General features: G+C 58.1%; 19 protein-coding genes. 10 read left to right on the forward strand and 9 right to left on the reverse strand.

Annotation, left to right across the window (positions count from 1 at the left end; genetic code table 11):
• From ENTHG_RS24385 to ENTHG_RS15990, 3 genes are all read left to right on the forward strand, one after another.
• Positions 1-171, forward strand: a 171-nt coding sequence (locus ENTHG_RS24385; protein ID WP_122959182.1) for a DUF1176 domain-containing protein, incomplete at its 5' end; no start/stop codon positions are given.
• Positions 172-251: 80 nt separating this feature from the next.
• Positions 252-563 (forward strand): helix-turn-helix domain-containing protein, encoded by a 312-nt coding sequence (locus ENTHG_RS15985; protein ID WP_044182520.1) that lies wholly within the window; start codon positions 252-254, stop codon positions 561-563.
• Between the two features lie 5 nt (positions 564-568).
• Positions 569-1804: a type II toxin-antitoxin system HipA family toxin gene (locus tag ENTHG_RS15990; protein ID WP_044181775.1), complete on the forward strand. Its 1236-nt coding sequence runs from the start codon at positions 569-571 to the stop codon at positions 1802-1804.
• Positions 1805-1841: 37 nt separating this feature from the next.
• Here ENTHG_RS15990 and ENTHG_RS15995 read toward each other — a convergent pair whose 3' ends face one another.
• Positions 1842-2621 carry an NAD(P)H-dependent oxidoreductase gene (locus ENTHG_RS15995; RefSeq protein WP_044181778.1) on the reverse strand — a complete coding sequence of 260 codons (780 nt, stop codon included), beginning with the start codon at positions 2619-2621 and terminating at the stop codon, positions 1842-1844.
• Positions 2622-2708: 87 nt separating this feature from the next.
• On the opposite strand from ENTHG_RS15995, the gene ENTHG_RS16000 reads away from it, so the two are divergent.
• Positions 2709-3629 (forward strand): LysR family transcriptional regulator, encoded by a 921-nt coding sequence (locus ENTHG_RS16000; protein ID WP_044181781.1) that lies wholly within the window; start codon positions 2709-2711, stop codon positions 3627-3629.
• A gap of 78 nt (positions 3630-3707) precedes the next feature.
• Here the strand turns inward: ENTHG_RS16000 and ENTHG_RS16005 are convergent, their stop codons facing one another.
• Positions 3708-5048: an APC family permease gene (locus ENTHG_RS16005; protein WP_044181782.1), complete on the reverse strand. Its 1341-nt coding sequence runs from the start codon at positions 5046-5048 to the stop codon at positions 3708-3710.
• Positions 5045-5956: an acetamidase/formamidase family protein gene (locus ENTHG_RS16010; RefSeq protein WP_044181785.1), complete on the reverse strand. Its 912-nt coding sequence runs from the start codon at positions 5954-5956 to the stop codon at positions 5045-5047. The genes ENTHG_RS16005 and ENTHG_RS16010 overlap by 4 nt, the downstream gene beginning before the upstream one ends.
• Before the next feature lie 357 nt (positions 5957-6313).
• Here ENTHG_RS16010 and ENTHG_RS24800 point away from each other — a divergent pair, with 357 nt between their 5' ends.
• From ENTHG_RS24800 to ENTHG_RS16035, 5 genes are all read left to right on the forward strand, one after another.
• On the forward strand, positions 6314-7264 hold the full coding sequence (locus ENTHG_RS24800; RefSeq protein ID WP_052332727.1) for an ankyrin repeat domain-containing protein: 951 nt from the start codon (positions 6314-6316) through the stop codon (positions 7262-7264).
• A 27-nt stretch (positions 7265-7291) separates the two neighbouring features.
• Positions 7292-7723 (forward strand): Fic family protein, encoded by a 432-nt coding sequence (locus tag ENTHG_RS16020; RefSeq protein WP_237567497.1) that lies wholly within the window; start codon positions 7292-7294, stop codon positions 7721-7723.
• Positions 7724-7837: 114 nt separating this feature from the next.
• Positions 7838-8299, forward strand: a complete 462-nt coding sequence (locus ENTHG_RS16025; RefSeq protein WP_044181787.1) for a MarR family winged helix-turn-helix transcriptional regulator — start codon at positions 7838-7840, stop codon at positions 8297-8299.
• 7 nt (positions 8300-8306) lie between these two features.
• Positions 8307-9374, forward strand: a complete 1068-nt coding sequence (locus ENTHG_RS16030; RefSeq protein ID WP_044181789.1) for an HlyD family secretion protein — start codon at positions 8307-8309, stop codon at positions 9372-9374.
• Positions 9364-10425 carry a DUF2955 domain-containing protein gene (locus ENTHG_RS16035; protein WP_044181792.1) on the forward strand — a complete coding sequence of 354 codons (1062 nt, stop codon included), beginning with the start codon at positions 9364-9366 and terminating at the stop codon, positions 10423-10425. Before ENTHG_RS16030 ends, ENTHG_RS16035 begins: the two co-directional genes overlap by 11 nt.
• A gap of 80 nt (positions 10426-10505) precedes the next feature.
• On the opposite strand, the gene ENTHG_RS16040 is transcribed toward ENTHG_RS16035, so the two are convergent.
• Both ENTHG_RS16040 and ENTHG_RS16045 read right to left on the reverse strand, forming a co-directional pair.
• The gene (locus tag ENTHG_RS16040; protein ID WP_106403290.1) at positions 10506-11723 is read right to left on the reverse strand and encodes an MFS transporter; all 1218 of its coding nucleotides are present in this window, start codon (positions 11721-11723) and stop codon (positions 10506-10508) included.
• A gap of 70 nt (positions 11724-11793) precedes the next feature.
• A complete protein-coding gene (locus ENTHG_RS16045; protein ID WP_044181799.1) occupies positions 11794-13074 on the reverse strand; it encodes a DUF445 domain-containing protein in 1281 nt (426 codons plus the stop codon).
• Positions 13075-13236: 162 nt separating this feature from the next.
• Between ENTHG_RS16045 and ENTHG_RS16050 the strand changes: the two genes are divergently transcribed.
• Positions 13237-14679 carry a DNA recombination protein RmuC gene (locus tag ENTHG_RS16050; protein WP_044181802.1) on the forward strand — a complete coding sequence of 481 codons (1443 nt, stop codon included), beginning with the start codon at positions 13237-13239 and terminating at the stop codon, positions 14677-14679.
• Between the two features lie 23 nt (positions 14680-14702).
• Here the strand turns inward: ENTHG_RS16050 and ENTHG_RS16055 are convergent, their stop codons facing one another.
• From ENTHG_RS16055 to ENTHG_RS16070, 4 genes are all read right to left on the reverse strand, one after another.
• Positions 14703-15224: a VOC family protein gene (locus ENTHG_RS16055; protein ID WP_044181805.1), complete on the reverse strand. Its 522-nt coding sequence runs from the start codon at positions 15222-15224 to the stop codon at positions 14703-14705.
• A gap of 49 nt (positions 15225-15273) precedes the next feature.
• Positions 15274-16242 (reverse strand): GTPase, encoded by a 969-nt coding sequence (gene yjiA, locus ENTHG_RS16060; RefSeq protein WP_044181807.1) that lies wholly within the window; start codon positions 16240-16242, stop codon positions 15274-15276.
• An 8-nt stretch (positions 16243-16250) separates the two neighbouring features.
• Positions 16251-16454, reverse strand: a complete 204-nt coding sequence (locus ENTHG_RS16065) for a YbdD/YjiX family protein (protein ID WP_044181809.1) — start codon at positions 16452-16454, stop codon at positions 16251-16253.
• A gap of 97 nt (positions 16455-16551) precedes the next feature.
• Positions 16552-18705: a carbon starvation CstA family protein gene (locus ENTHG_RS16070; protein ID WP_044181811.1), complete on the reverse strand. Its 2154-nt coding sequence runs from the start codon at positions 18703-18705 to the stop codon at positions 16552-16554.
• Between the last annotated feature and the right edge of the window lie 37 nt (positions 18706-18742).

An 18742-nucleotide genomic window follows, 5' to 3' on the forward strand; every position in this document is an offset into this window, starting at 1 on the left:
GGCCAGCGCGGGCGCGGCATCGGCGACTGCTGGGCCTCCGCCGAGTGGGTATGGGACGGCAAAGCCTTTGTGCAGAGCAGCGAGTCCACCACCGGCATGTGCCGCTACATTCGCGCTGGCGGCACCTGGGATCTGCCTTGGTATGTGACCGAGGTGAAAGCGGCGGGGTAGTGTTGTTCAGGCGTACTTTACCCTTCCATTGCTGAACACTATAATTGCCATTAATTATCATTTTGGTAAGTATAGTGTTCATGAGTGATTCAGCGAAACGCAGCCCTGTTATCTTTCCTCGTAACCAGAAAGTATTGTTGCAACTCGGCGAGAATATAAAATTAGCCTGCAAGCGCAGGAAACTCACCCAGACGATGCTCTCTGAGCGCACAGGATTGAGTCGAATGACCATCCGCAAGATTGAGCAGGGTGATGCCAGCGTGGCAATCGGTCACTACGTTTCGGTTTTGGGTGTACTGGGCCTTGTCGAAGATTTGCTGAACGTTGCCAGGGATGATGAGCTTGGCCGCAAGCTACAGGATATTGCATTACTCAGGAAGAGAAAGGAGTAAGACGTATGGCCACGGACGTTTGGGTTTATGCCGATTGGGAAATATTTTCTCAACCCACGCTTATTGGAAAATTACGGTCAGATACCATCCGTAACGGCGAACATTTTAGCTTTTGTTATGATGAAACATGGTTAGTGTCGCCTTTTGTGCAGAAAATCGATCCCGACCTGGAACTCTGGTCCGGCGAGCAGCATAGCCAGAATGCCCATAACTTTCGCGTATTTCTGGATTCCTGCCCTGATCGATGGGGGCGGTTATTAATGAAGCGCCGGGAGGCTATTCTTGCCCGTCAGCAAAAACGGCGTCCCAGAATACTCAATGAAATTGATTATCTGTTAGGCGTACATGATTTTCATCGGCAGGGAGCTTTGCGTTTCAGGCAGTCTATTGATGGACCCTTTCTGGATAATAACCAGAAATTTACCGCTCCCCCCATGGCCTCCCTTAAAGAACTGGCTTTTGCGGCGCAGCAAGTTGAAAAAGCAAATGACGATGAGCCCGAATATTTCCAGTGGCTTCTTTTATTGATGGCACCTGGCTCATCGTTAGGCGGCGCGCGGCCAAAGGCAAGTGTCCGCGATGATCACAATAATTTATGGATTGCTAAGTTTCCCAGTGGTCATGATGGATATGATGTAGCGGCATGGGAGTTTTTAGCGCACCGACTGGCGGTTGAGGCGGGCATCGAAATGGCTGAATGCCAAATAACGCGTTACGAAAACGTCCACCATACATTTCTAACGAAGCGCTTTGATCGACAGGGGCAGCGTCGCCTGCATTTTACGTCTGCCATGACACAACTTGGCTACTATGATGGTGATTACGAAGCCTCTTATCTGGAAATTGCCCAGTTTTTGGTAGAGCAGGGCGCGAAAACACGAGATGATTTAGCGCAGTTATGGCGCCGAATTGTATTTAACATAGCGATATCTAATAGCGACGATCACCTACGGAATCATGGCTTTATTTATCAGGAAAAGGGGTGGGTTTTATCACCTGCTTATGACATTAATCCTGTGCCAGACGCCCATGGACTGCATCTGAATATTAACGAGGCTGAAAACAGCCTCGATTATGCGCTGGCAATGTCTGTTATCGACTATTTTCAGCTAAGCGCCAGACAAGCTGAAAAAATTAAAGGCGAAGTACTGGCAAGCGTGAGTCAATGGAGAGCGGTAGCAAACACATTGAATATCTCCCGCAGCGAGCAGGAAAGAATGGCGTCAGCTTTTCGCATTTAAGATTCCCTGCTTTTCTTTTCGTCTCCACCCCCACCCCTTATCCCTGCAAATGTACCGCAAATCCCTCTTCGCCCGGCGCGATATCCGGGCGCAGGGTCAGCGCCGGAATGGTGTAGTCCCCGGCATTTTGCAGGCGGAACGGCAACGGCTGTGTCTGCCAGAGGGTATCCAGCCGCTGCGCCAGCGCGTTACGGTGCGTGGATAAGTTATCTGCATTTACCTTGCTGGTGTGGTAAATCACCACCGGCGGCAGCACGGAAAAACCGGGGTAGAACAGCATGCCGTGCTGAATGGGGAACAGAATATCGTCAATCGGGCCGTTAATGCCGCGCGGGCCGTAGTGGGACGCCCAGCCACCGGTGGTCACCACCAGCATCGCCCGTTTCCCAGCGAACGTCCCTTCGCCATAGCGATCTCCCCAGTGGCTGTCGCTGTGCTCGCCCACCCCGTAGGCAAAACCATACGCGTAGACCCGGTCGAACCAGCCTTTCATAATGGCGGGCATAGAGAACCACCACAGCGGGAACTGGAAAATTACCGCGTCCGCCCAGCGCAATTTCTCCTGCTCGGCGGCGATATCGGCGCTCTGCTGACCGCTGGCAAAGGCGTGTTGCGAATCGAGCGACGGATGAAAGTGTTCACCGACCGGCGGAGCAAGGCTGTCGCCGGCGTCCAGCTGCGATTTCCAGCGCATGGCGTACAGGTCGGAAACCTGCACCTGATGCCCGGCCTTTTCCAGATGCTGCACGGCAAAATCTTTCAGCGCGCCGTTGAGCGAGTGCGGCTGCGGATGAGCGTAAACTATCAGTACCTTCATGAGATCTACCTGTGTAAGAAAAGTCGCCTCACGATAGGGCGGTTACAGGTATAGTGGAAATTAATTACTTATATCTCAGGTATAGTTATGGTTAATTTCCGCCAGATCGATCTCAACCTGCTGATGACGCTGGATGTACTGCTCAGCGAGCTGAACGTGACGCGGGCGGCGCAGCGCCTTAACCTCTCCCAGCCTTCCGTCAGCGTACAGCTTGCCCGCCTGCGCGAGGTGTTCAGCGATCCGCTGCTGCTGCCCGGACCGCGTGGGATGCAGCCCACCACCCGCGCCCTTGAACTGCGCGAGCCGCTGCGCCAGGCGCTGGACGCGCTGGAGAGCGCGGTCTCTGCCGTGCGGCCTTTCGACCCGGCCAGCGCCAGCCAGACCTGGCGCATTGTGGCGACCGACTACACGGAGTCCGCCGTGATCCTGCCTCTGCTTGGCCGCCTGCGCGCGGCTGCCCCCGGCACGCGGCTGGCGGTGTTTGAACTCAACCCGCCGCAGATCCTGCGCCAGGCGGAGCAGGGGGAGGTCGATTTAATCTTTCATCTGCGCGAAGGCTCCCCCGCCTCACTGCATCAGCGGCTGCTCTTTAGCGAACGGTACGTGCTGGCCGGGCGGCTAAACCACCCGGCGCTGAAACGCCGGCCGACGCTGGCGCAGTTCTGTAAGCTGGAGCATGTGGTCGTCTCGCCGGACGGCGGCGGTTTTAGCGCGGCCACGGACAGCGCGCTGGCGAACCTCGGTCTTTCGCGGCAGGTGGTACTGTCGGTGCCCCACTTTCTGTTTATGCTGGAGGCGCTGCGTAACAGCGATCTGGTGGCCGTGCTGCCGGAGCGGCTGGTGCGTGCCGCCGCCGGTTTAACGGTAGTGGAGCCGCCGGTGGCGGTTGCCGGGTTTGATATGCTGATGCTGTGGCACGAGCGCCTGCACCGTGACCCGGCGCACCGGTGGCTGAGGCAGCAGATTGCGATGTCGTTAGTTCCCGGCGGGGAGAGTAAAGGAGAGTAGGCGTTTCCCGGGTGTGCTTACCCGGGCTACGGTTCGGGTAGCCCGGATAAGGCGTTACGCCGCATCCGGGAGAGGGAACTAGTCCAGCTTCAGCTCCACATTACGCTTGAGCACCAGCCGCATAACGGCGTAATAAACCACGCCAACCGCCAGCCAGCTCAGGCCGAGCACCTTCGCCTGCAGGTCCATTTCATAAATAACAAAGCCGATAATGCACAGGCCAATCACCGGGAACAGCAGGTGCATCACCAGATTGCGCGACTTATGGCGAATCAGGTAATGGTTGATGACGGCAATGTGCAGCACCAGGAAGCCCATCAGCGCGCCAAAGTTCACCAGGCGGCTGAGGTTATCAATGTCTCCGTAGAACCAGAGGCCGGAAGCCAGCGAAATCAGCGCCACAAACAGGGTGCTGACGTAAGGTGTTTTCAGGCGTGGGTGCACCTTCGCCAGCAGTTGCGGGAGCTGCTTGTCGCGCGCCATCGCAAACAGAATACGCGAGACCGCCGCCTGGGCGACCAGCGCGTTAGCGATCCCCCAGGAGATCACCGTTGACCACATGGTGACGTATTTCAGCCAGCTGCCACCGGCCAGATTGGCGGTGTCGTAGAAGGCGGTATCCAGGCTGCTGAACGACATCCCCTGCGCCAGATCGGCGGCGATCCAGGTTTGCAGAATAAACAGCGACCCGACCAGCATCAGCGCGCCCAGCGACGCTTTGCCCACGGTGTCCACCCCGCCTTTGGTCTCCTCCGAAAGCGTAGAGATCCCGTCGAAACCGAGGAAGGAGAGGACGGCAATAGAGACCGCGCCCATCACCAGCGGCAGGCTGAATTTTTCAGCGTTATAGAGCGGGTTAAGGGTCAGATGACCGGCGCCCTCGCCGGAGTAGAGCGCAACCAGCCCCAGCACGACGAACACCGCCAGCACCACGATCTCAGCGATCAGGATGGTGTTATTGGCCCGTGCCGTGAAGGTAATCCCGCGCAGGTTGATCAGGCTATTGATGGCGATAAAGCCAACGATCCACAGCCAGCCCGGCACGCCCGGCAGCATCGGCGCCAGCGCGGCGGCGCTGACGATATAGAGCAGTGACGGCACCAGGATGTAGTCCAGCAGGATCAGCCAGCCGGCAAAAAAGCCCACCACAGGGTGGATACCGCGCTGGGCATACGCGTACACCGAGCCGGAGACCGGGAACGCGCGCGACATCGACCAGTAGCTCATGGCGGTAAAGAACATCGCCACCATGCCGATGAGATAGGCCAGCGCTACCATGCCCTGCGCGCCGTCCTGCACGTAACCAAACACGCCAAACGGCGCGATAGGCACCATAAAGATCATGCCGTAAACCAGCAGATCGCGGAACGTCAGCGCCCGGTGCAGCTCCTGCTTATAGCCAAACTGTTCAACGCTCATGCCTGCTCCCCTTCAATGTGCAGGGAGAGCTGCGCGGCCACCGTTTTAGGTAAGGCGTAGCGGCAGGTTTTCAGCGGGTCGACCACCTGACAGATTTGCAGGTCGCCTGCGATACTCAGCACGTTGATCGCCTCCGCCAGCGTCAGGGAGGTATTGTCGGCGATAAAATGCGCCATATTGCGGGTGGCCATGCTGGCCGCGTCATCCAGCGTCTTCGCCGAGCCGAGGGTAAAGAGGGTGTCGCTGTTTTCGAGCATCGGCAGCGGCAGCTTACGGTTTTTGACGACGGTGAGTTCGACCAGCACTTCGCCGGGCACTTCCAGACCGCAAACCGACACTTCGCCATCGCCCATCGCGGCGTGTAAATCCCCCAGCCCGAACAGCGCGCCGGGCACGTTGACCGGCAGCCACAGGGTGCTGCCAGCGGTAATCATTTTGCAGTCCATATTGCCGCCGTGGCTATCCGGCGTGCCGCAGGAGATAGCTTCGCCAGCGGGGGCAACGCCGATAACCCCGACCATCGGGTTGAGCGGCACGCGTACATTCCCCGGCAATACGGCATGGTCATTTTCAATCGGGACGATAGTCACCGTGGGCGCGTCCAGCTCGTCACCGATCACGCCAAGCTGTGGCGCGGTTACCATTACCGCCTGCTGTCCCGTCAGGGTGATTTTTTTAATGCTGACCTTGAGCGCATCCCCAGGCTCTGCGCCTTCAACATAGACCGGCCCGGTGGCCGGATTAATGCGCTGCCAGTCCAGCTCATTAAAGACAGCATCGGCGGAAGTGATTTGATCGGAGAAGCAGTCGCAGGTCTCGAACAGAACCTCGCTGCCGCTGCTCACGGTGGCGACCGGTGTATTATCGCGTGACATAGCGTAAACCACCTGATCTTTGGTTATTTTCATGACATTCACCCTGGATAATATGTTGTGTTTTTATAGTTTGAACTCCCCGAACGGGGTTATTGAATGTATCGACATTATTGTCGGATGGCAATAATGTAAGGGTTGGCTAAAGGTGCTATTACTTTTTGTTTTAAAATCATAAGCTTAATTTGAAATCCGATCTATTTTACCGCGGTTTTTTTCAATGCTTTATTTTTAATTTAAACGGCGGGTTGTTGGTTTGATTCTATTATTTAGATATTAGCCAGCATATTACGCTGTAAATAAGCGGCAGCTTTAGTGATTTGCGTTACGGTTAGTTTATCCGTTAATAATAAGATTACTGTCTGGATTATTCAGATTTTGTAGGGAGAGAAAATGGACGCAGCAACGGCTCAGCAGCTTATGACCCACGCTTACCACGGCGACTGGCGGGCGCTATTCGCCCTGCTGGCGCAACACCCGACGCTGGTAAACCATGTCTCGCCGGGCAAGGGCTACTCCGCCCTGCACCAGGCTGCCTGGCACGGTGCCGATCTGGCCGTCGTCGGGCGCTTGCTGCGCGCCGGGGCGGATGTGAGCCTCAAAACCAGCGCGCAGCAGACGGCCTGCGATATCGCGCAGCAGCGCCACCCCCAGCGGGAAGATCTTCGCTTCGTCCTCGACCCGGCAGGCCGAACGCTGGCGCAGCTGATGCGTAAGCTTGTCGCTGACCAGCCGCCAACGCTCACCTACCCGGATATGCTGCTGCTGGATAATCTGCTGATGTTGCTCAGCGAAGACGAAGGCGTGGCCCCCGACGCGAGCGCGCAGGCGCGCTTCACCGCCGCCTTTTTCGCCCTCAGCGGACGCGAACTGGCGGCGCCGTCGCAGCCTCATCCTTCCATTCCCCCCAACTGGTGGGTCGACACCGACTACTGGCGCGAGCGCTTCCTTCCGGCGCTGCTGGCGCTGGAGCAGCAAAAGTTCACCCTACCGCTGACCGCATCCTGGGCAACGGTGGGGGATTTACTTATCGTAGAGAACGCAGGCTGGGGCCTGCGCGGCGACCCGTGGCTGTGGCGCGAGCTGCGTAAAGCCACCGCCCGACTGCCGCTGCCGCCAACCCGCGAGGAACTGAGCGGGCAACTACAGAAGCTGGTGCTGGCGCTGGTGGGCGTGGCTGAATTTACCGATGCGTATCAACACGTTCCCCGGTTCAGCCGCGGCGGTATGAGCAGCGGCATGGTGGACCTGCGTTTCTGGCAGGAAAAAGCCATTCCGCTGATGGTGCAGCGGGCGGAGTGGCTGCGGGCAATCTCATGCGGTGATGCGTTGAAGCAGCCCTAAGCGTGGCGACCGCACTGTGATGCGATTTTGGATCGACCTTCCATTGCGCGTAACGAGGCGCTGGAGTGGGGCGTTTTTCGCGGCGAGGGGGAGGAGGTGCATTACAATGCTCGTGTTCACCTGGGTGAGTTGGGCACCCATTTTCCGCCTGCTACAGAGGCCGGAGCAGCGGAACTGAACCGTATTTTTACCGCTGGCATCAATATCATTAAAACGCTTCACCCGGTGGAAGGGGGACTGGCAATGTTTTTGTTCGGCGCTTATTTCCAGTTCTTTTTCGACGGTAACAAGCGTACCAGCCGCTATATGATGAATGGCTGGCTAATGAAGCATGGGTACAATCCTGTCAGCATCCCGGCGACACGTGCCCTGGAGTTCAATAGCAAAATGGTACGTTTCTACCACAGCAAAAATGCCACCGAGATGATGGCATTTTTGCTGTCGTGCTATCAGGAATAGTTCATCGCGTCTTGATGAACGCCGCCTTTCACATTATTTGCTCTTTCGCCACCCGTTTCTTGATACTTACCATAATAACTATTAACCTCCTCACTGCTCTGTGAGGAGGGGTTTATGACCGAAGACGAACTGTTTGCCTGCAGGCCGCTGGGGATGCGGCTGGCGATGGTGGTACGCCAGTGGCGCGCGACCGTCAACACGGCGCTGGCCGATACCGGGCTGACCCAGTGCGGCTGGACGGCGCTGATGCAGCTTCGCCAGCTTGGCGATAATGTCTCGGTGAGCGAACTGGCGGAGGTGCAGGGCATTGAACTGCCGCCGCTGATGCGCACCCTCACACAGCTGGAAAAACAGGGGCTGATTGCGCGCACGACATCGCCGTACGACAAGCGCATCCGCCTGCTGGCGCTGACGCCGGAAGGGGTAGCCATGCTGGAGAAGATCGCTTGCGTGATTGAAGCCTGCCAGGCGCAAGCCGTGCAGAATATTCCGGCAGAGAACCTGGAGATTTTCAGCGCCACACTCAACCAAATCGCCTGCAATTTACGCGTGAAGCGTAGCCATAATAAAGATTAACGACACCATGATGACGCCAGAACAAAAATTTGCCCGCTGGGTAAGGGTCAGTATTGCCTCTTTCCTGCTGATGTTTCTCTATTTTATCGTCGCCGATATCTGGATCCCGCTGACGCCGGATTCGACCGTGATGCGCGTGGTAACGCCGGTCTCCTCGCGCGTTTCCGGCTACGTGGCGAAGGTGCATGTGCAGAACAACAGCCAGGTGAAGAAAGGTGACCTGCTGTTTGAGCTGGACGCTACCCCTTTCGCCAACCAGGTGGAAGCGGCGCAGATTGCGCTGGCGCAGGCGCGGCTTAACAATGAGCAGCTGGACGCGCAAATAGCGGCGGCGCGGGCGAATTTAAAAACCGCCGAGCTGACCGCGCAGAACGACAAGGTGACCTTTGACCGCTACCAGCGCCTCAGCGCGATGCAGAGTGTCTCCCAAGCGGATCTCGACAAAGTGCGTACCACCTGGCAGGGGAGCGCTCAGGCGGTGAATAACCTCAACGCCACCATCCATGCGCTGGTGATCCAGCGCGGCGAGCGGGACGACAGCCGCAACGTAACGCTGCAAAAGTATCAGAACAGCCTGCAGCAGGCGCAGCTTAACCTCGGCTGGACGCAGGTGCGCGCCGAACGGGACGGCACGGTAAGCAACCTCCAGCTGAGCCCCGGCTTTTATGCTGCCGCCGGTAGCGCCGCGCTGGCGCTGGTAAATGATAATGCCGATATCGTCGCCGATTTTCGGGAAAAGAGCCTGCGTCATACCCACTCTGGCACCGATGCGGCAGTGGTCTTCGACGCCCTGCCGGGGCAGGTGTTCCGCGCCCACGTCACCAGCAGCGACGCCGGAGTGCTGGCGGGGCAGCAGGCGGTCAACGGCGAGCTCTCTGAGCCGCAGACCTCAAACCGCTGGGTGCGCGACGCGCAACGCATGCGCATTCATGTGGCCCTCGACGAGGCGCTGCCGAAAAATCTGCCGACCGGGGCCCGCGCCACCGTACAGCTCTACAACAGCGAAGGGCCGTTCGCCCGCTTCTTCTCCGGGCTGCAGATCCACCTGGTAAGCTGGCTGCATTATGTCTATTAACACCCTGGCCCGCGTCTTCACTCCCCACGGCAATATCGTCTACACCGCGAACGATTTTCGCCAGACGCTGCGCATCGTCTTTGCCGGGATGATCGCCCTTAGCGTGTCGAGCTTTTACAACACCAGCTACGGGGTCTTCTATGTGGTCTACCCGATTATGCTGCTGTCGTTGGTGCCGGTGATTAACCGCCACGTGGCGACGCAGTTTGTCAGCAGCGCGCTGGTGAACTGCGTAGAGATGGTGCTGATTATCGGCTGGCTGGCCCAGTGGCCGGTGATCATGACGCTGGTAGTCTTTGGCCTGTACGTGACCCGTTTTCGCTTTATGAGTAAGGGGCCGCTGTTTCTCTTCGGCTCCACCGGCGTGGTGTGTCAGAGTACGATGCTCAACTTTATGAGCTACCCCACCAGCGACTGGCATACGCTGATTTTTTCCAATATCGAAGCGAGCATCATGGCGGTGGCGCTCAGCGCGCTGATGCACTACCTCATTCCGGACGTTGAGCCACGCAAGCCGCCGCCGCGCATTGAGAAAGACGCCGCCCGCGTGCGCCACGAGTCGCTGCTCTCCGGCAGCGTGGCGACGATGATTTTTATCGTCTTCCAGGTAAGCGACCTGAGCGACTCGCTGTCGGCGCTGATGGCGGGCATCCTGATCCTCTTCCCTATGCATTACCGCGGCGCGGTCATGAGCTCGCTGTGGCGGGTGGTGGGGGTGGTGATCGCCTGCCTCTATATTCTGGTGGTGCAGCTTATTCTCTATAACCACAGTAGCCATATGCTGTTGATGATGCCGCTGATTGGCCTCGGGCTGGCGTTCAGCGCGCGGCTTCACGTTATGGAGAAGGTTGGCGCAGGGGTAGGCTTTTCCAGCGTCACCACCATTGGCATTATGTTCGGCCAGAACCTGCACCCGGACACCGATCTGGTGTTCAGCGATCTCTACCGCATTGTCTCGGTGACGGTTTCGCTGCTGGGCACGCTGACCCTCATCTGGCTGGTGCATTTGATTTTAAATCGCTTTGCGGCGACCCGCTTTGTGATTGAGTAGGGGCTTTTACTGCTCCCGGGGGCGCATTCTGCTTACCCGGGCTACGTCAGGCCCGGATAAGGCAACGCCGCATCCGGGCGTTATTCCTGCCTGGCGACCTGGCGCAGCAGCCTGAGCAGGCAGAAGATAGCGGCGATACCTGCCGCCGCTCCCAGCAGATGAAACGGCAAACGTCCGCCGCCGGAAAACCACAGCCAGCGCGCAACCTCAATGGAAACGGCCATCGTACTCAATATCACAATATTCAACGACGCGGAGACCGTACCTTTTGGCAGGTCGTTGGAGAAGAGCGTAAAGCGAAATAACGTTGAGAAAATCAGTCCGATGCCGAACGAATAAACACTGGTGCCTGCCACAGACCATAACCATAAGTGCGGGTAAAACAGATTTCCGGCAATCAGCATGATCAGCCCGCAGAGCTGAACCGGCACCGAACGGCGAACATAGCGCGGATCGGTGGGGTCTTTCACAAAGCGCATCATCACAATATTGGCCGCAATCAGCGCGCCGAATACCGGCACCTGCGCCCAGGCGAATTCGGCGGTGGTCATGCCGCCTGCGTCAATCAAAATCACCGGCGAGACGGCAACCCACGTCATCAGCGGAATATAATAGAGCGCGAGCGTCGCCGCGCCGGTCTGGAAGACAGAATTGCGGAAGACGGCGCGAAAATCGCGCAACACGGCTGATGCGCGAATCGGCTGATCCTGCTTTTTCACCGTTTCCGGCATCGCCAGCGTCAGCCCCAGCCAGGCCAGAAAGCCCAGCGCGGCAATGACGGCGAAAATCACCTTCCAGTGGACAAAATGCATCAGCGCCGCGCCGCCGAGGGGGCCAATCACCGGGGCCAGCAGCACCGCCGAGGTAATAAGCGACATCAGCTTAATGGCCTTTGTTGGCTCGAACGCCTCCTGCACGGTGACGTAGCCCACCGTTGAGATAAAGCAGATGCTGGTGCCCTGAATAAAACGCGCGGCAAGGAACAGTTCGAAGGAGGTGGCGAACAGCGTGGCGATGCAGGCGAGGGTGAAAACCAGCGCGCCGGTAAGCAGCACCGGGCGGCGGCCAATCCTGTCTGAGAGCGGGCCAAGCGCCCACTGCAGCGCCATTCCGCCTGCCATATACAGGCTCACCGACAGCGGCGCGAGGCTGACGTCGCCGTTAAAATCGTGCACCACCTGGACGATCCCCGGCTGGATCATGTCGGTGGTGAGATAGGCGGCAAAGTCATACAGCACCAGCGCCAGGGGGAAAATCAGCGTTCCGGCGAAACCGGCTTTTAGCGTCCGTGGCATCATTCACTCCATGTATAGAAAAGCGGTATGCCATAGTCTGCGATGAATAAAATTATATGTCGATAGGGATTTTTTATCCGTTGTAGAGGACAATCAGCGCCGGGATCTGCGACAGCAAATAGAGCAGCAGGCCAATGGTGCCGCCCACCAGCGTGCCGTTAATACGGATAAACTGTAAGTCTTTGCCGATGTTGAGCTCCACCTGCTGCGACATATCGCGCGCATCCCAGCTTTTCACCGTATCGCTGATATGGCGGGTGAGGAAGGCCGCAAAATCAGGAGCAACGCTGCGCGCCGCCTGTTCAAGGTGCTCATTGAGCGAGGCGCGCAGCGCCCGATCCGCCACTAACGTTTCGCCAAACCACATCCCCGCCTCGGTAATGCGCTGTTTGATGCGCGAATCCTCCGCCTGCATATCGCTCTTCATCCAGTTGCGCAGATCGCCCCACATCTCGCCCAGGTAGCGGTTAAACGCTTCATCCTCTTTCAGATAGCGCTTGATATTATCGGCTCTGGCAGCCATCTCCGGGTCGGTTTTCAGGTTATCGATAAGCTTAAGCGTCGCCCGGTCGAAGGTGCGACGGATCTGATGCGCGCTGTCGTGGCTGACATCATCAAGCAGGGTATTCACCGCCCGCGTGACCATCTCCGCGCTCTGTTCGCCCAGCCATTCGGTAGGCAGGATCTTTGCCTTACGCGGGTGTTCTGTTTTAAGCCAGCGCACTATCTGGGCGGCGATAAACGTCCGGCTGCTCTCCTTTTGCAGCAGCTGGATCATCTGGCCGATCAGGGCGTCGAGCAGTGCCTGATGACGCTGGTTTTTGGTCATGCTTTCCAGCATGGCGGCGCTGGTCTGGGTGAGGTCCACTTTATCAATAGCCCGGTGCACCGCCCGTTTGAGCAGGTTTTTAATGCGCGTGTCGTCCGCCAGCTCCATAAAACCGTTCATCACCTGCAACAGATGCTGCCCAACGCGGCGGGCATTATCCGGCTGGCTGAACCAGACGCCAATCATCTGCGCGGGCTGGTGGCGTTGAATCAGCGCCACCAGCGACTGGGTATAGAGAAACTTCTCCTGCACGAACTGGCCGAGATTGTCGCCGATACGGTCTTTATTGCGGGGGATAATCGCCGTATGGCGGGAAATAAAGGGAATAGGGACGCGGCGAAACAGCGCCACCACGGCAAACCAGTCCGCCAGCGCGCCGACCATGGCCGCTTCGGCGATGGCCTTTACGCCGCTGACCCAGAAATTGGGCGGCAGAAACAGCGTGACGACAAAGGTTGCCGCCGCGATAAGCAGTAAAGAGAGCGCCAGCCGCTTGGCGCGTTTAAGTTCTGTGAGCTTGTTCATGGTTTAAGCATAGAGCCCGACGCCAGGTTTCGCTTAGTTTTCAACGTGGAACCGGGTGCGCAACAGGGGCGCCGCCGCAGGCCGTTTGTAAGCAATGCTATTTGCATCTTCATTCACCGGGGGTATGGTAGGCGCTAAAAATGCCATAAAGGATTACCTGAGATGATGCTTACTTTCGCCATCGCCGTGTTCGCCGCCGTGCTGGGCGGTATCGTGGGCTGGTTTATCACCCAGCAACGTTTTACCCAGAGGCTGGCCGCGCTGAGCGATGACAAACATCAGCTGGACATTGACGTCAGCGCCCTGCGCCAGAACCTGCGCGGCCTGAGCGAACGTATTGATGAGTATAAGGCGCGGCTGGCAAAGACCGAAACGCTGCTGGAAGAGGAGCGCCGCCTGACCAGCGAACTCGACCATGATTATACCGAGCTGAAAACCACCCTCACGCAGCGGGAAGAGAGCTTCCGCGAGCAGTTCGCCAACCTAGAAGAGAGCAAAAAAACGCTGGCGCAGCAGTTTGAAAACATCGCCAACAAGATTTTCGAAGAGAAGGGCAAAACCTTCACCGCCACCAGTAAACACAGCCTCGACGATATGCTTAAGCCGTTCCGCGAGCAGATTGAAGGCTTTCAAAAGCGGGTTAACGAAGTGCACGACGCCTCTATTCGCGGCAACGCGTGGCTGAATGCGGAAATTAAAAAGGTGCTCGATATCGGGCTGCAGATGAGCGCCGAGGCGAACAACCTGACCACGGCGCTGAAGGGCGATTCCCAGCAGCGGGGGGCGTGGGGCGAGGCGCAGCTCAGGCGTACGCTGGAGATGAGCGGGCTGGTGGAAGATACGCATTATGAAGTCCAGAGCGCCTTCCGGGACGAAGAGGGCCGCCGCAAGCAGACCGACTACCTGATCCGCCTGCCGGATAATAAGCACATCATTATCGACAGCAAAGTCTCCCTGAACGCTTATGATCGCGCCTGCTCGGCCCAGACGCCGGACGAGCAGCAGCGGGCGATGGACGACCATATTATGTCGGTGCGCCGCCATATCGACGACCTGGCTTCGAAGGATTACACCAGCCTGGCGGGCATTCGCAGCCCCAGCTTCGTGCTGATGTTTATGCCCATCGAAGCGGCCTACATTGAAGCGCTTAAAACCAGTAAAGGGCTGTTTGAATACGGCTATCGCAAGGGGATAGTGCTGGTGTCGCACACCACGCTTATCCCTATTTTGCGCACCGTCTCTAACCTGTGGATGATTGAGCGTAGCAACAGCGAAGCGCGGGAGATCAGCGAACGCGCCGGGGAGATTTTCAACAACGTCTGCCTGGTGGCCGACCGCTTAAGCAAGCTGGGCGGCACGCTGACCACCGCCAGTAACCAGTACAACGACACGGTAACGTCGCTGGTGGGCAAACAGGGGCTGTACGGCAAAGTCGAGCGCTTCGGCAAGCTGTCCGAAAAGGTCAACCGCGAGCTGCCGAAGCTGGAACTGTCGCACCGGGATTTTGAGCATGAGCGGGTGGCGCTTTATGCCGAACCGCTGACCGAGCCCGCCGACGCAGAAAACGTTATCGCGCTGGCGGACGTGCAGGAGGGGAAGGTTTAGTGTTTGTCTGCCCTTGATTTCTGTCAGGGCTTCCACCTGCGGAGCGGCGTCTGTTGCTCATAGGGCATTGGCGAGGGCGTGGTGATAAATTCAATAATCGTGCCCCAGGGGGCGCGGCCATAGCAGAAGGCGTTGTCTGCCCCCTTTTCCGTGGGGAATCCCAGCGGCTGGGGCTGGGTGAAAACTTCGCCGCCTGCCGTGGAGAAGCGGTCCAGCGCGGCGTTGATATCGTCGCAGTAGACCGCGAAATGCTGCAGGCCGTAGTCATTGGCGCGTAGCGGCTCCCGCTGAGACGGGCCGCGCATCTGAAAAAGCTCGATGCCGGGGCCGTGATGCAGCTTCAGCATTCTTACCGCCTGCACCACCGTGCCCGGCGTCAGACCCAGCGTTTTTTGCTGCGCCTCTTCATCCGGACTTTCGTCATTCAGCCCCACCGATTCATAAATCAGCTCCGCGCCCAGCGCGGCGCGAAGAAAATCGGTGGCGGCGTCAATATCCGGGACGGTAATGCCGATATGGTCGATTCCGCGAATGCTCTCTTTCATGGCTCCTCCTTGTTAACGGGCCTTTGAAAAGCATAGCATTGCCGAATGCTTACCCCTGCGCCGCTGCGGTTTTCAGCCCGGCGAAGGCGTCGCGAATCTCCTGCTCCGGCAGCTGAATGCCGATAAACACCATCGTGCTGTGCGGCGGCTCCTCTCCCCACGGGCGATCCCAGTCGGCGCTGTAGAGGCGCTGCACGCCCTGAAACAGCAGGCGGTTGGGCTCGCCGTCAATCCACAGCATCCCTTTGTAGCGCAAAAGCTTATCGGCAAACGACAGCAGCAGGTTTTCCATCACCCGGGAAACGGCGCTGATATCCACCGGGTAGTCCAGTTCCACCACAATCGACGAGACATCGTTTTGTTTGTCGGCGATAAAGTGAAAACGCGGCTTCGGGGCAATGTTCTCTTCCAGCATAAAGCCGTTGGTATTAAACAGATACGCCAGATCGATATCGCCGTGGGTCACGGTGTAAACCGGCGCGCGGGCGTTGATGCGAGCCAGCCGTTCGCGCAGTTTTTCACTGTCGCCCGCCACGTCTGTTTTGGTCAGCAGAATACGGTCGGCATAGCCCACCTGCGACTGGGCGATGGTGAACTGGTTCATCTGTTCGTCGGCGTGAACGGCATCCACCAGCGCGACCACACCGTCCAGCAGGTAGCGCTGGCAAAGGATCTCATGGGAGAAAAAGGTCTGAATAATCGGGCCGGGGTCAGCCATGCCGGTGCACTCAATCACCAGCCGGTCAAAGGCGATATCGCCGCGATCCAGGCTGTCGAGCAGGTCCAGCAGCGCGTCTTCCAGTTCGTTAGAGCGGGTGCAGCAGATGCAGCCGTTGGTGAGAGTCTTGATCTGGGTGGCGCGATCGCCAATTAACTGATCGTCGACGGAGACCTCGCCAAACTCGTTTTCGATAACGGCGATTTTAAAGCCGTGTTGTTCGTTGAGGATGTGGCGCAGGAGGGTGGTTTTGCCCGCGCCCAAAAAACCGGTGAGAAGGGTCACTGCAATGGGGGTCATTTTCACTCCTAGCAACAGCGTACGCCGCCTTCGCCACTGCCGCCGTAGCGCGCTTCCTGGCGTTCGCGGAAAAATTCGCTGTAGGTCATGTACGGTTTATCCGGGTGGTTAATCTTCATATGCTCAACATAGTTGTCATAATCCGGGATGCCAATCAGCATTTTCGCCGCCTGGCCGAGGTATTTTTTTGCCTGACCTAAGTTACCAAACATAATCCATCCTGATAAGAAAAAGCCCGGCGCATGAGCTCGCTGGGCTTGTGTTCTCCTCACCCCGGCCCTCTCCCAATGGGAGAGGGGGGAGTGCGGATCAATGGTGTGAAGAGGTCTTCACGCCGCCTTCCGGCACCGGCACATACGGCGTCTCTTTGTCGGTGCGCACGGTGTTATTGCGTACTTTCAGCCAGGTCTGGATGCCGTAGAAGATGATGCTGTACACCACCACCAGGAACAGAATGCTCAGGCCCGCGTTGGTGTAGTTGTTCACCACGATATGGTTCATGTTGGCAATCTGCTGAGCGGTGAGGTCCGCGCCGCCAGCGGCAATCTTCGCTTTATACTGGTTAGCCATAAAGAAGAAGCCTTCCAGCTGCGGGTTGCTGCTGAACAGTTTAAGCCCCAGCGCCCAGGTGGTGCAGAGCAGCAGCCACAGAGCAGGCACGACGGTGACCCAAATGTATTTCGTGCGCTGCATTTTGATAAGTACCACGGTGCCAAGCACCAGCGCCACGGCGGCCAGCATCTGGTTAGAGATACCGAACAGCGGCCACAGGCTCTTCACGCCGCCCAGCGGGTCGACCACGCCCTGATAGAGCAGGTAGCCCCACAGGCCCACGCAGCCCGCAGTACCGATGACGCCCGCCACCAGCGAGTCGGTTTTCTTGAGGAACGGTACGAAGTTGCCCAGCAGGTCCTGCAGCATAAAGCGGCCTGCGCGGGTGCCCGCATCCAGTGCGGTCAGAATGAACAGCGCTTCAAACAGAATACCGAAGTGATACCAGAAGCCCATGTCCGCCATCGGCATGATCTTGTGGAAGACGTGGGCAATACCTACGGCCAGCGTTGGCGCGCCGCCCGCACGGTTGAGCACCGACGGTTCACCGATATCTTTCGCCGTCTGCATGATCTGCTCAGGGGAGATCACAAAGCCCCAGGAGCTGACGGTGGCCGCCGCGTGCGTGCTGGCGTCTTTCAGCTGCGCCAGGATCATCGCCGCGTTGTCGCCGCCCAGCTCATGCAGGTTCGGCATGGTGATGCCCAGACCGGCAGGCGGGGTGTTCATTGCAAAGTAGAGGCCCGGTTCGATAATCGATGCCGCCACCAGCGCCATCACCGCCACGAAGGACTCCATCAGCATCGCGCCGTAGCCGATAAAGCGGGCATCGGTTTCGGACGCCAGCAGTTTCGGGGTGGTGCCGGAGGCAATCAGCGCATGGAAACCGGAAACGGCGCCGCAGGCGATGGTGATAAACAGGAACGGGAACAGGGCGCCTTTCCACAGCGGGCCGGTGCCGTCAATGTACTGGGTAATCGCCGGCATTTTCAGTTCCGGGTTGAGGATAACAATCCCCAGCGCCAGGCCAACGATAACGCCGATTTTCAGGAAGGTCGCCAGATAGTCGCGCGGGGCGAGGATCAGCCACACCGGCAGCAGCGCGGAGATAAACGCGTAGCCAATCAGCGCGAAGGTAATGGTGGTGTCTTTAAAGGTCAGCGCCGGGCCCCAGTACGGGTCGTGGGCAATCACGCCGCCGAAGTAGATAGAGGCCACCAGCAGCACGATACCAATTACCGACACTTCCCCAACGCGGCCAGGGCGCAGGAAGCGCATGTAAATGCCCATAAACAGCGCAATTGGCACGGTGGAGCAGACGGTAAAGACGCCCCACGGGCTTTCCGCCAGCGCTTTCACCACGATCAGCGCCAGCACGGCGAGGATGATGATCATGATTAAGAAGCAGCCGAACAGGGCGATGGTGCCAGGGACGCGGCCCATCTCTTCTTTCACCATCTCGCCTAAGGAGGCGCCGTTACGGCGGGAAGAGATAAACAGCACCATAAAGTCCTGTACCGCGCCTGCCAGCACTACGCCCGCCAGCAGCCAGAGCGTACCCGGCAGGTAGCCCATCTGGGCGGCCAGTACCGGCCCTACCAGCGGGCCTGCGCCTGCGATAGCGGCGAAGTGGTGGCCGAACAGCACGTAGCGGTTGGTCGGCACATAGTTCAGGCCGTCGTTGTTAATCACCGCTGGCGTGGCGCGCGTCGGGTCGAGTTTCATGACCTTTTGCGCGATGTAAAGGCTGTAATAGCGATACGCCACGAGGTAAACCGAAACGGAGGCGACGACGATCCACAGCGCGCTGACATGCTCGCCGCGACGTAACGCTATCACGGACAGGCAGAACGCGCCGAGGATGCCAAGCAGCATCCAGGGTATGTGTTTGAGTAGTTTTTTAGTATCCATATCAGACCTGATCATCAAGAAGAATGAAATCGGAGTT

The sequence above is a fragment of the Phytobacter massiliensis JC163 genome, from assembly GCF_000321045.1.
GTDB classification, from domain to species: domain Bacteria; phylum Pseudomonadota; class Gammaproteobacteria; order Enterobacterales; family Enterobacteriaceae; genus Phytobacter_A; species Phytobacter_A massiliensis.

What these genes read in the sequence shown, in the direction of transcription:
- ENTHG_RS15985 (WP_044182520.1), top strand. Translation starts at nt 252, where the DNA reads ATGAGTGATTCAGCGAAACGCAGCCCTGTTATCTTTCCTCGTAACCAG.
- ENTHG_RS15990 (WP_044181775.1), top strand. Translation starts at nt 569, where the DNA reads ATGGCCACGGACGTTTGGGTTTATGCCGATTGGGAAATATTTTCTCAA.
- ENTHG_RS15995 (WP_044181778.1), bottom strand. Translation starts at nt 2,621, where the DNA reads ATGAAGGTACTGATAGTTTACGCTCATCCGCAGCCGCACTCGCTCAAC.
- ENTHG_RS16000 (WP_044181781.1), top strand. Translation starts at nt 2,709, where the DNA reads ATGGTTAATTTCCGCCAGATCGATCTCAACCTGCTGATGACGCTGGAT.
- ENTHG_RS16005 (WP_044181782.1), bottom strand. Translation starts at nt 5,048, where the DNA reads ATGAGCGTTGAACAGTTTGGCTATAAGCAGGAGCTGCACCGGGCGCTG.
- ENTHG_RS16010 (WP_044181785.1), bottom strand. Translation starts at nt 5,956, where the DNA reads ATGAAAATAACCAAAGATCAGGTGGTTTACGCTATGTCACGCGATAAT.
- ENTHG_RS24800 (WP_052332727.1), top strand. Translation starts at nt 6,314, where the DNA reads ATGGACGCAGCAACGGCTCAGCAGCTTATGACCCACGCTTACCACGGC.
- ENTHG_RS16025 (WP_044181787.1), top strand. Translation starts at nt 7,838, where the DNA reads ATGACCGAAGACGAACTGTTTGCCTGCAGGCCGCTGGGGATGCGGCTG.
- ENTHG_RS16030 (WP_044181789.1), top strand. Translation starts at nt 8,307, where the DNA reads ATGATGACGCCAGAACAAAAATTTGCCCGCTGGGTAAGGGTCAGTATT.
- ENTHG_RS16035 (WP_044181792.1), top strand. Translation starts at nt 9,364, where the DNA reads ATGTCTATTAACACCCTGGCCCGCGTCTTCACTCCCCACGGCAATATC.
- ENTHG_RS16040 (WP_106403290.1), bottom strand. Translation starts at nt 11,723, where the DNA reads ATGATGCCACGGACGCTAAAAGCCGGTTTCGCCGGAACGCTGATTTTC.
- ENTHG_RS16045 (WP_044181799.1), bottom strand. Translation starts at nt 13,074, where the DNA reads ATGAACAAGCTCACAGAACTTAAACGCGCCAAGCGGCTGGCGCTCTCT.
- ENTHG_RS16050 (WP_044181802.1), top strand. Translation starts at nt 13,237, where the DNA reads ATGATGCTTACTTTCGCCATCGCCGTGTTCGCCGCCGTGCTGGGCGGT.
- ENTHG_RS16055 (WP_044181805.1), bottom strand. Translation starts at nt 15,224, where the DNA reads ATGAAAGAGAGCATTCGCGGAATCGACCATATCGGCATTACCGTCCCG.
- yjiA (WP_044181807.1), bottom strand. Translation starts at nt 16,242, where the DNA reads ATGACCCCCATTGCAGTGACCCTTCTCACCGGTTTTTTGGGCGCGGGC.
- ENTHG_RS16065 (WP_044181809.1), bottom strand. Translation starts at nt 16,454, where the DNA reads ATGTTTGGTAACTTAGGTCAGGCAAAAAAATACCTCGGCCAGGCGGCG.
- ENTHG_RS16070 (WP_044181811.1), bottom strand. Translation starts at nt 18,705, where the DNA reads ATGGATACTAAAAAACTACTCAAACACATACCCTGGATGCTGCTTGGC.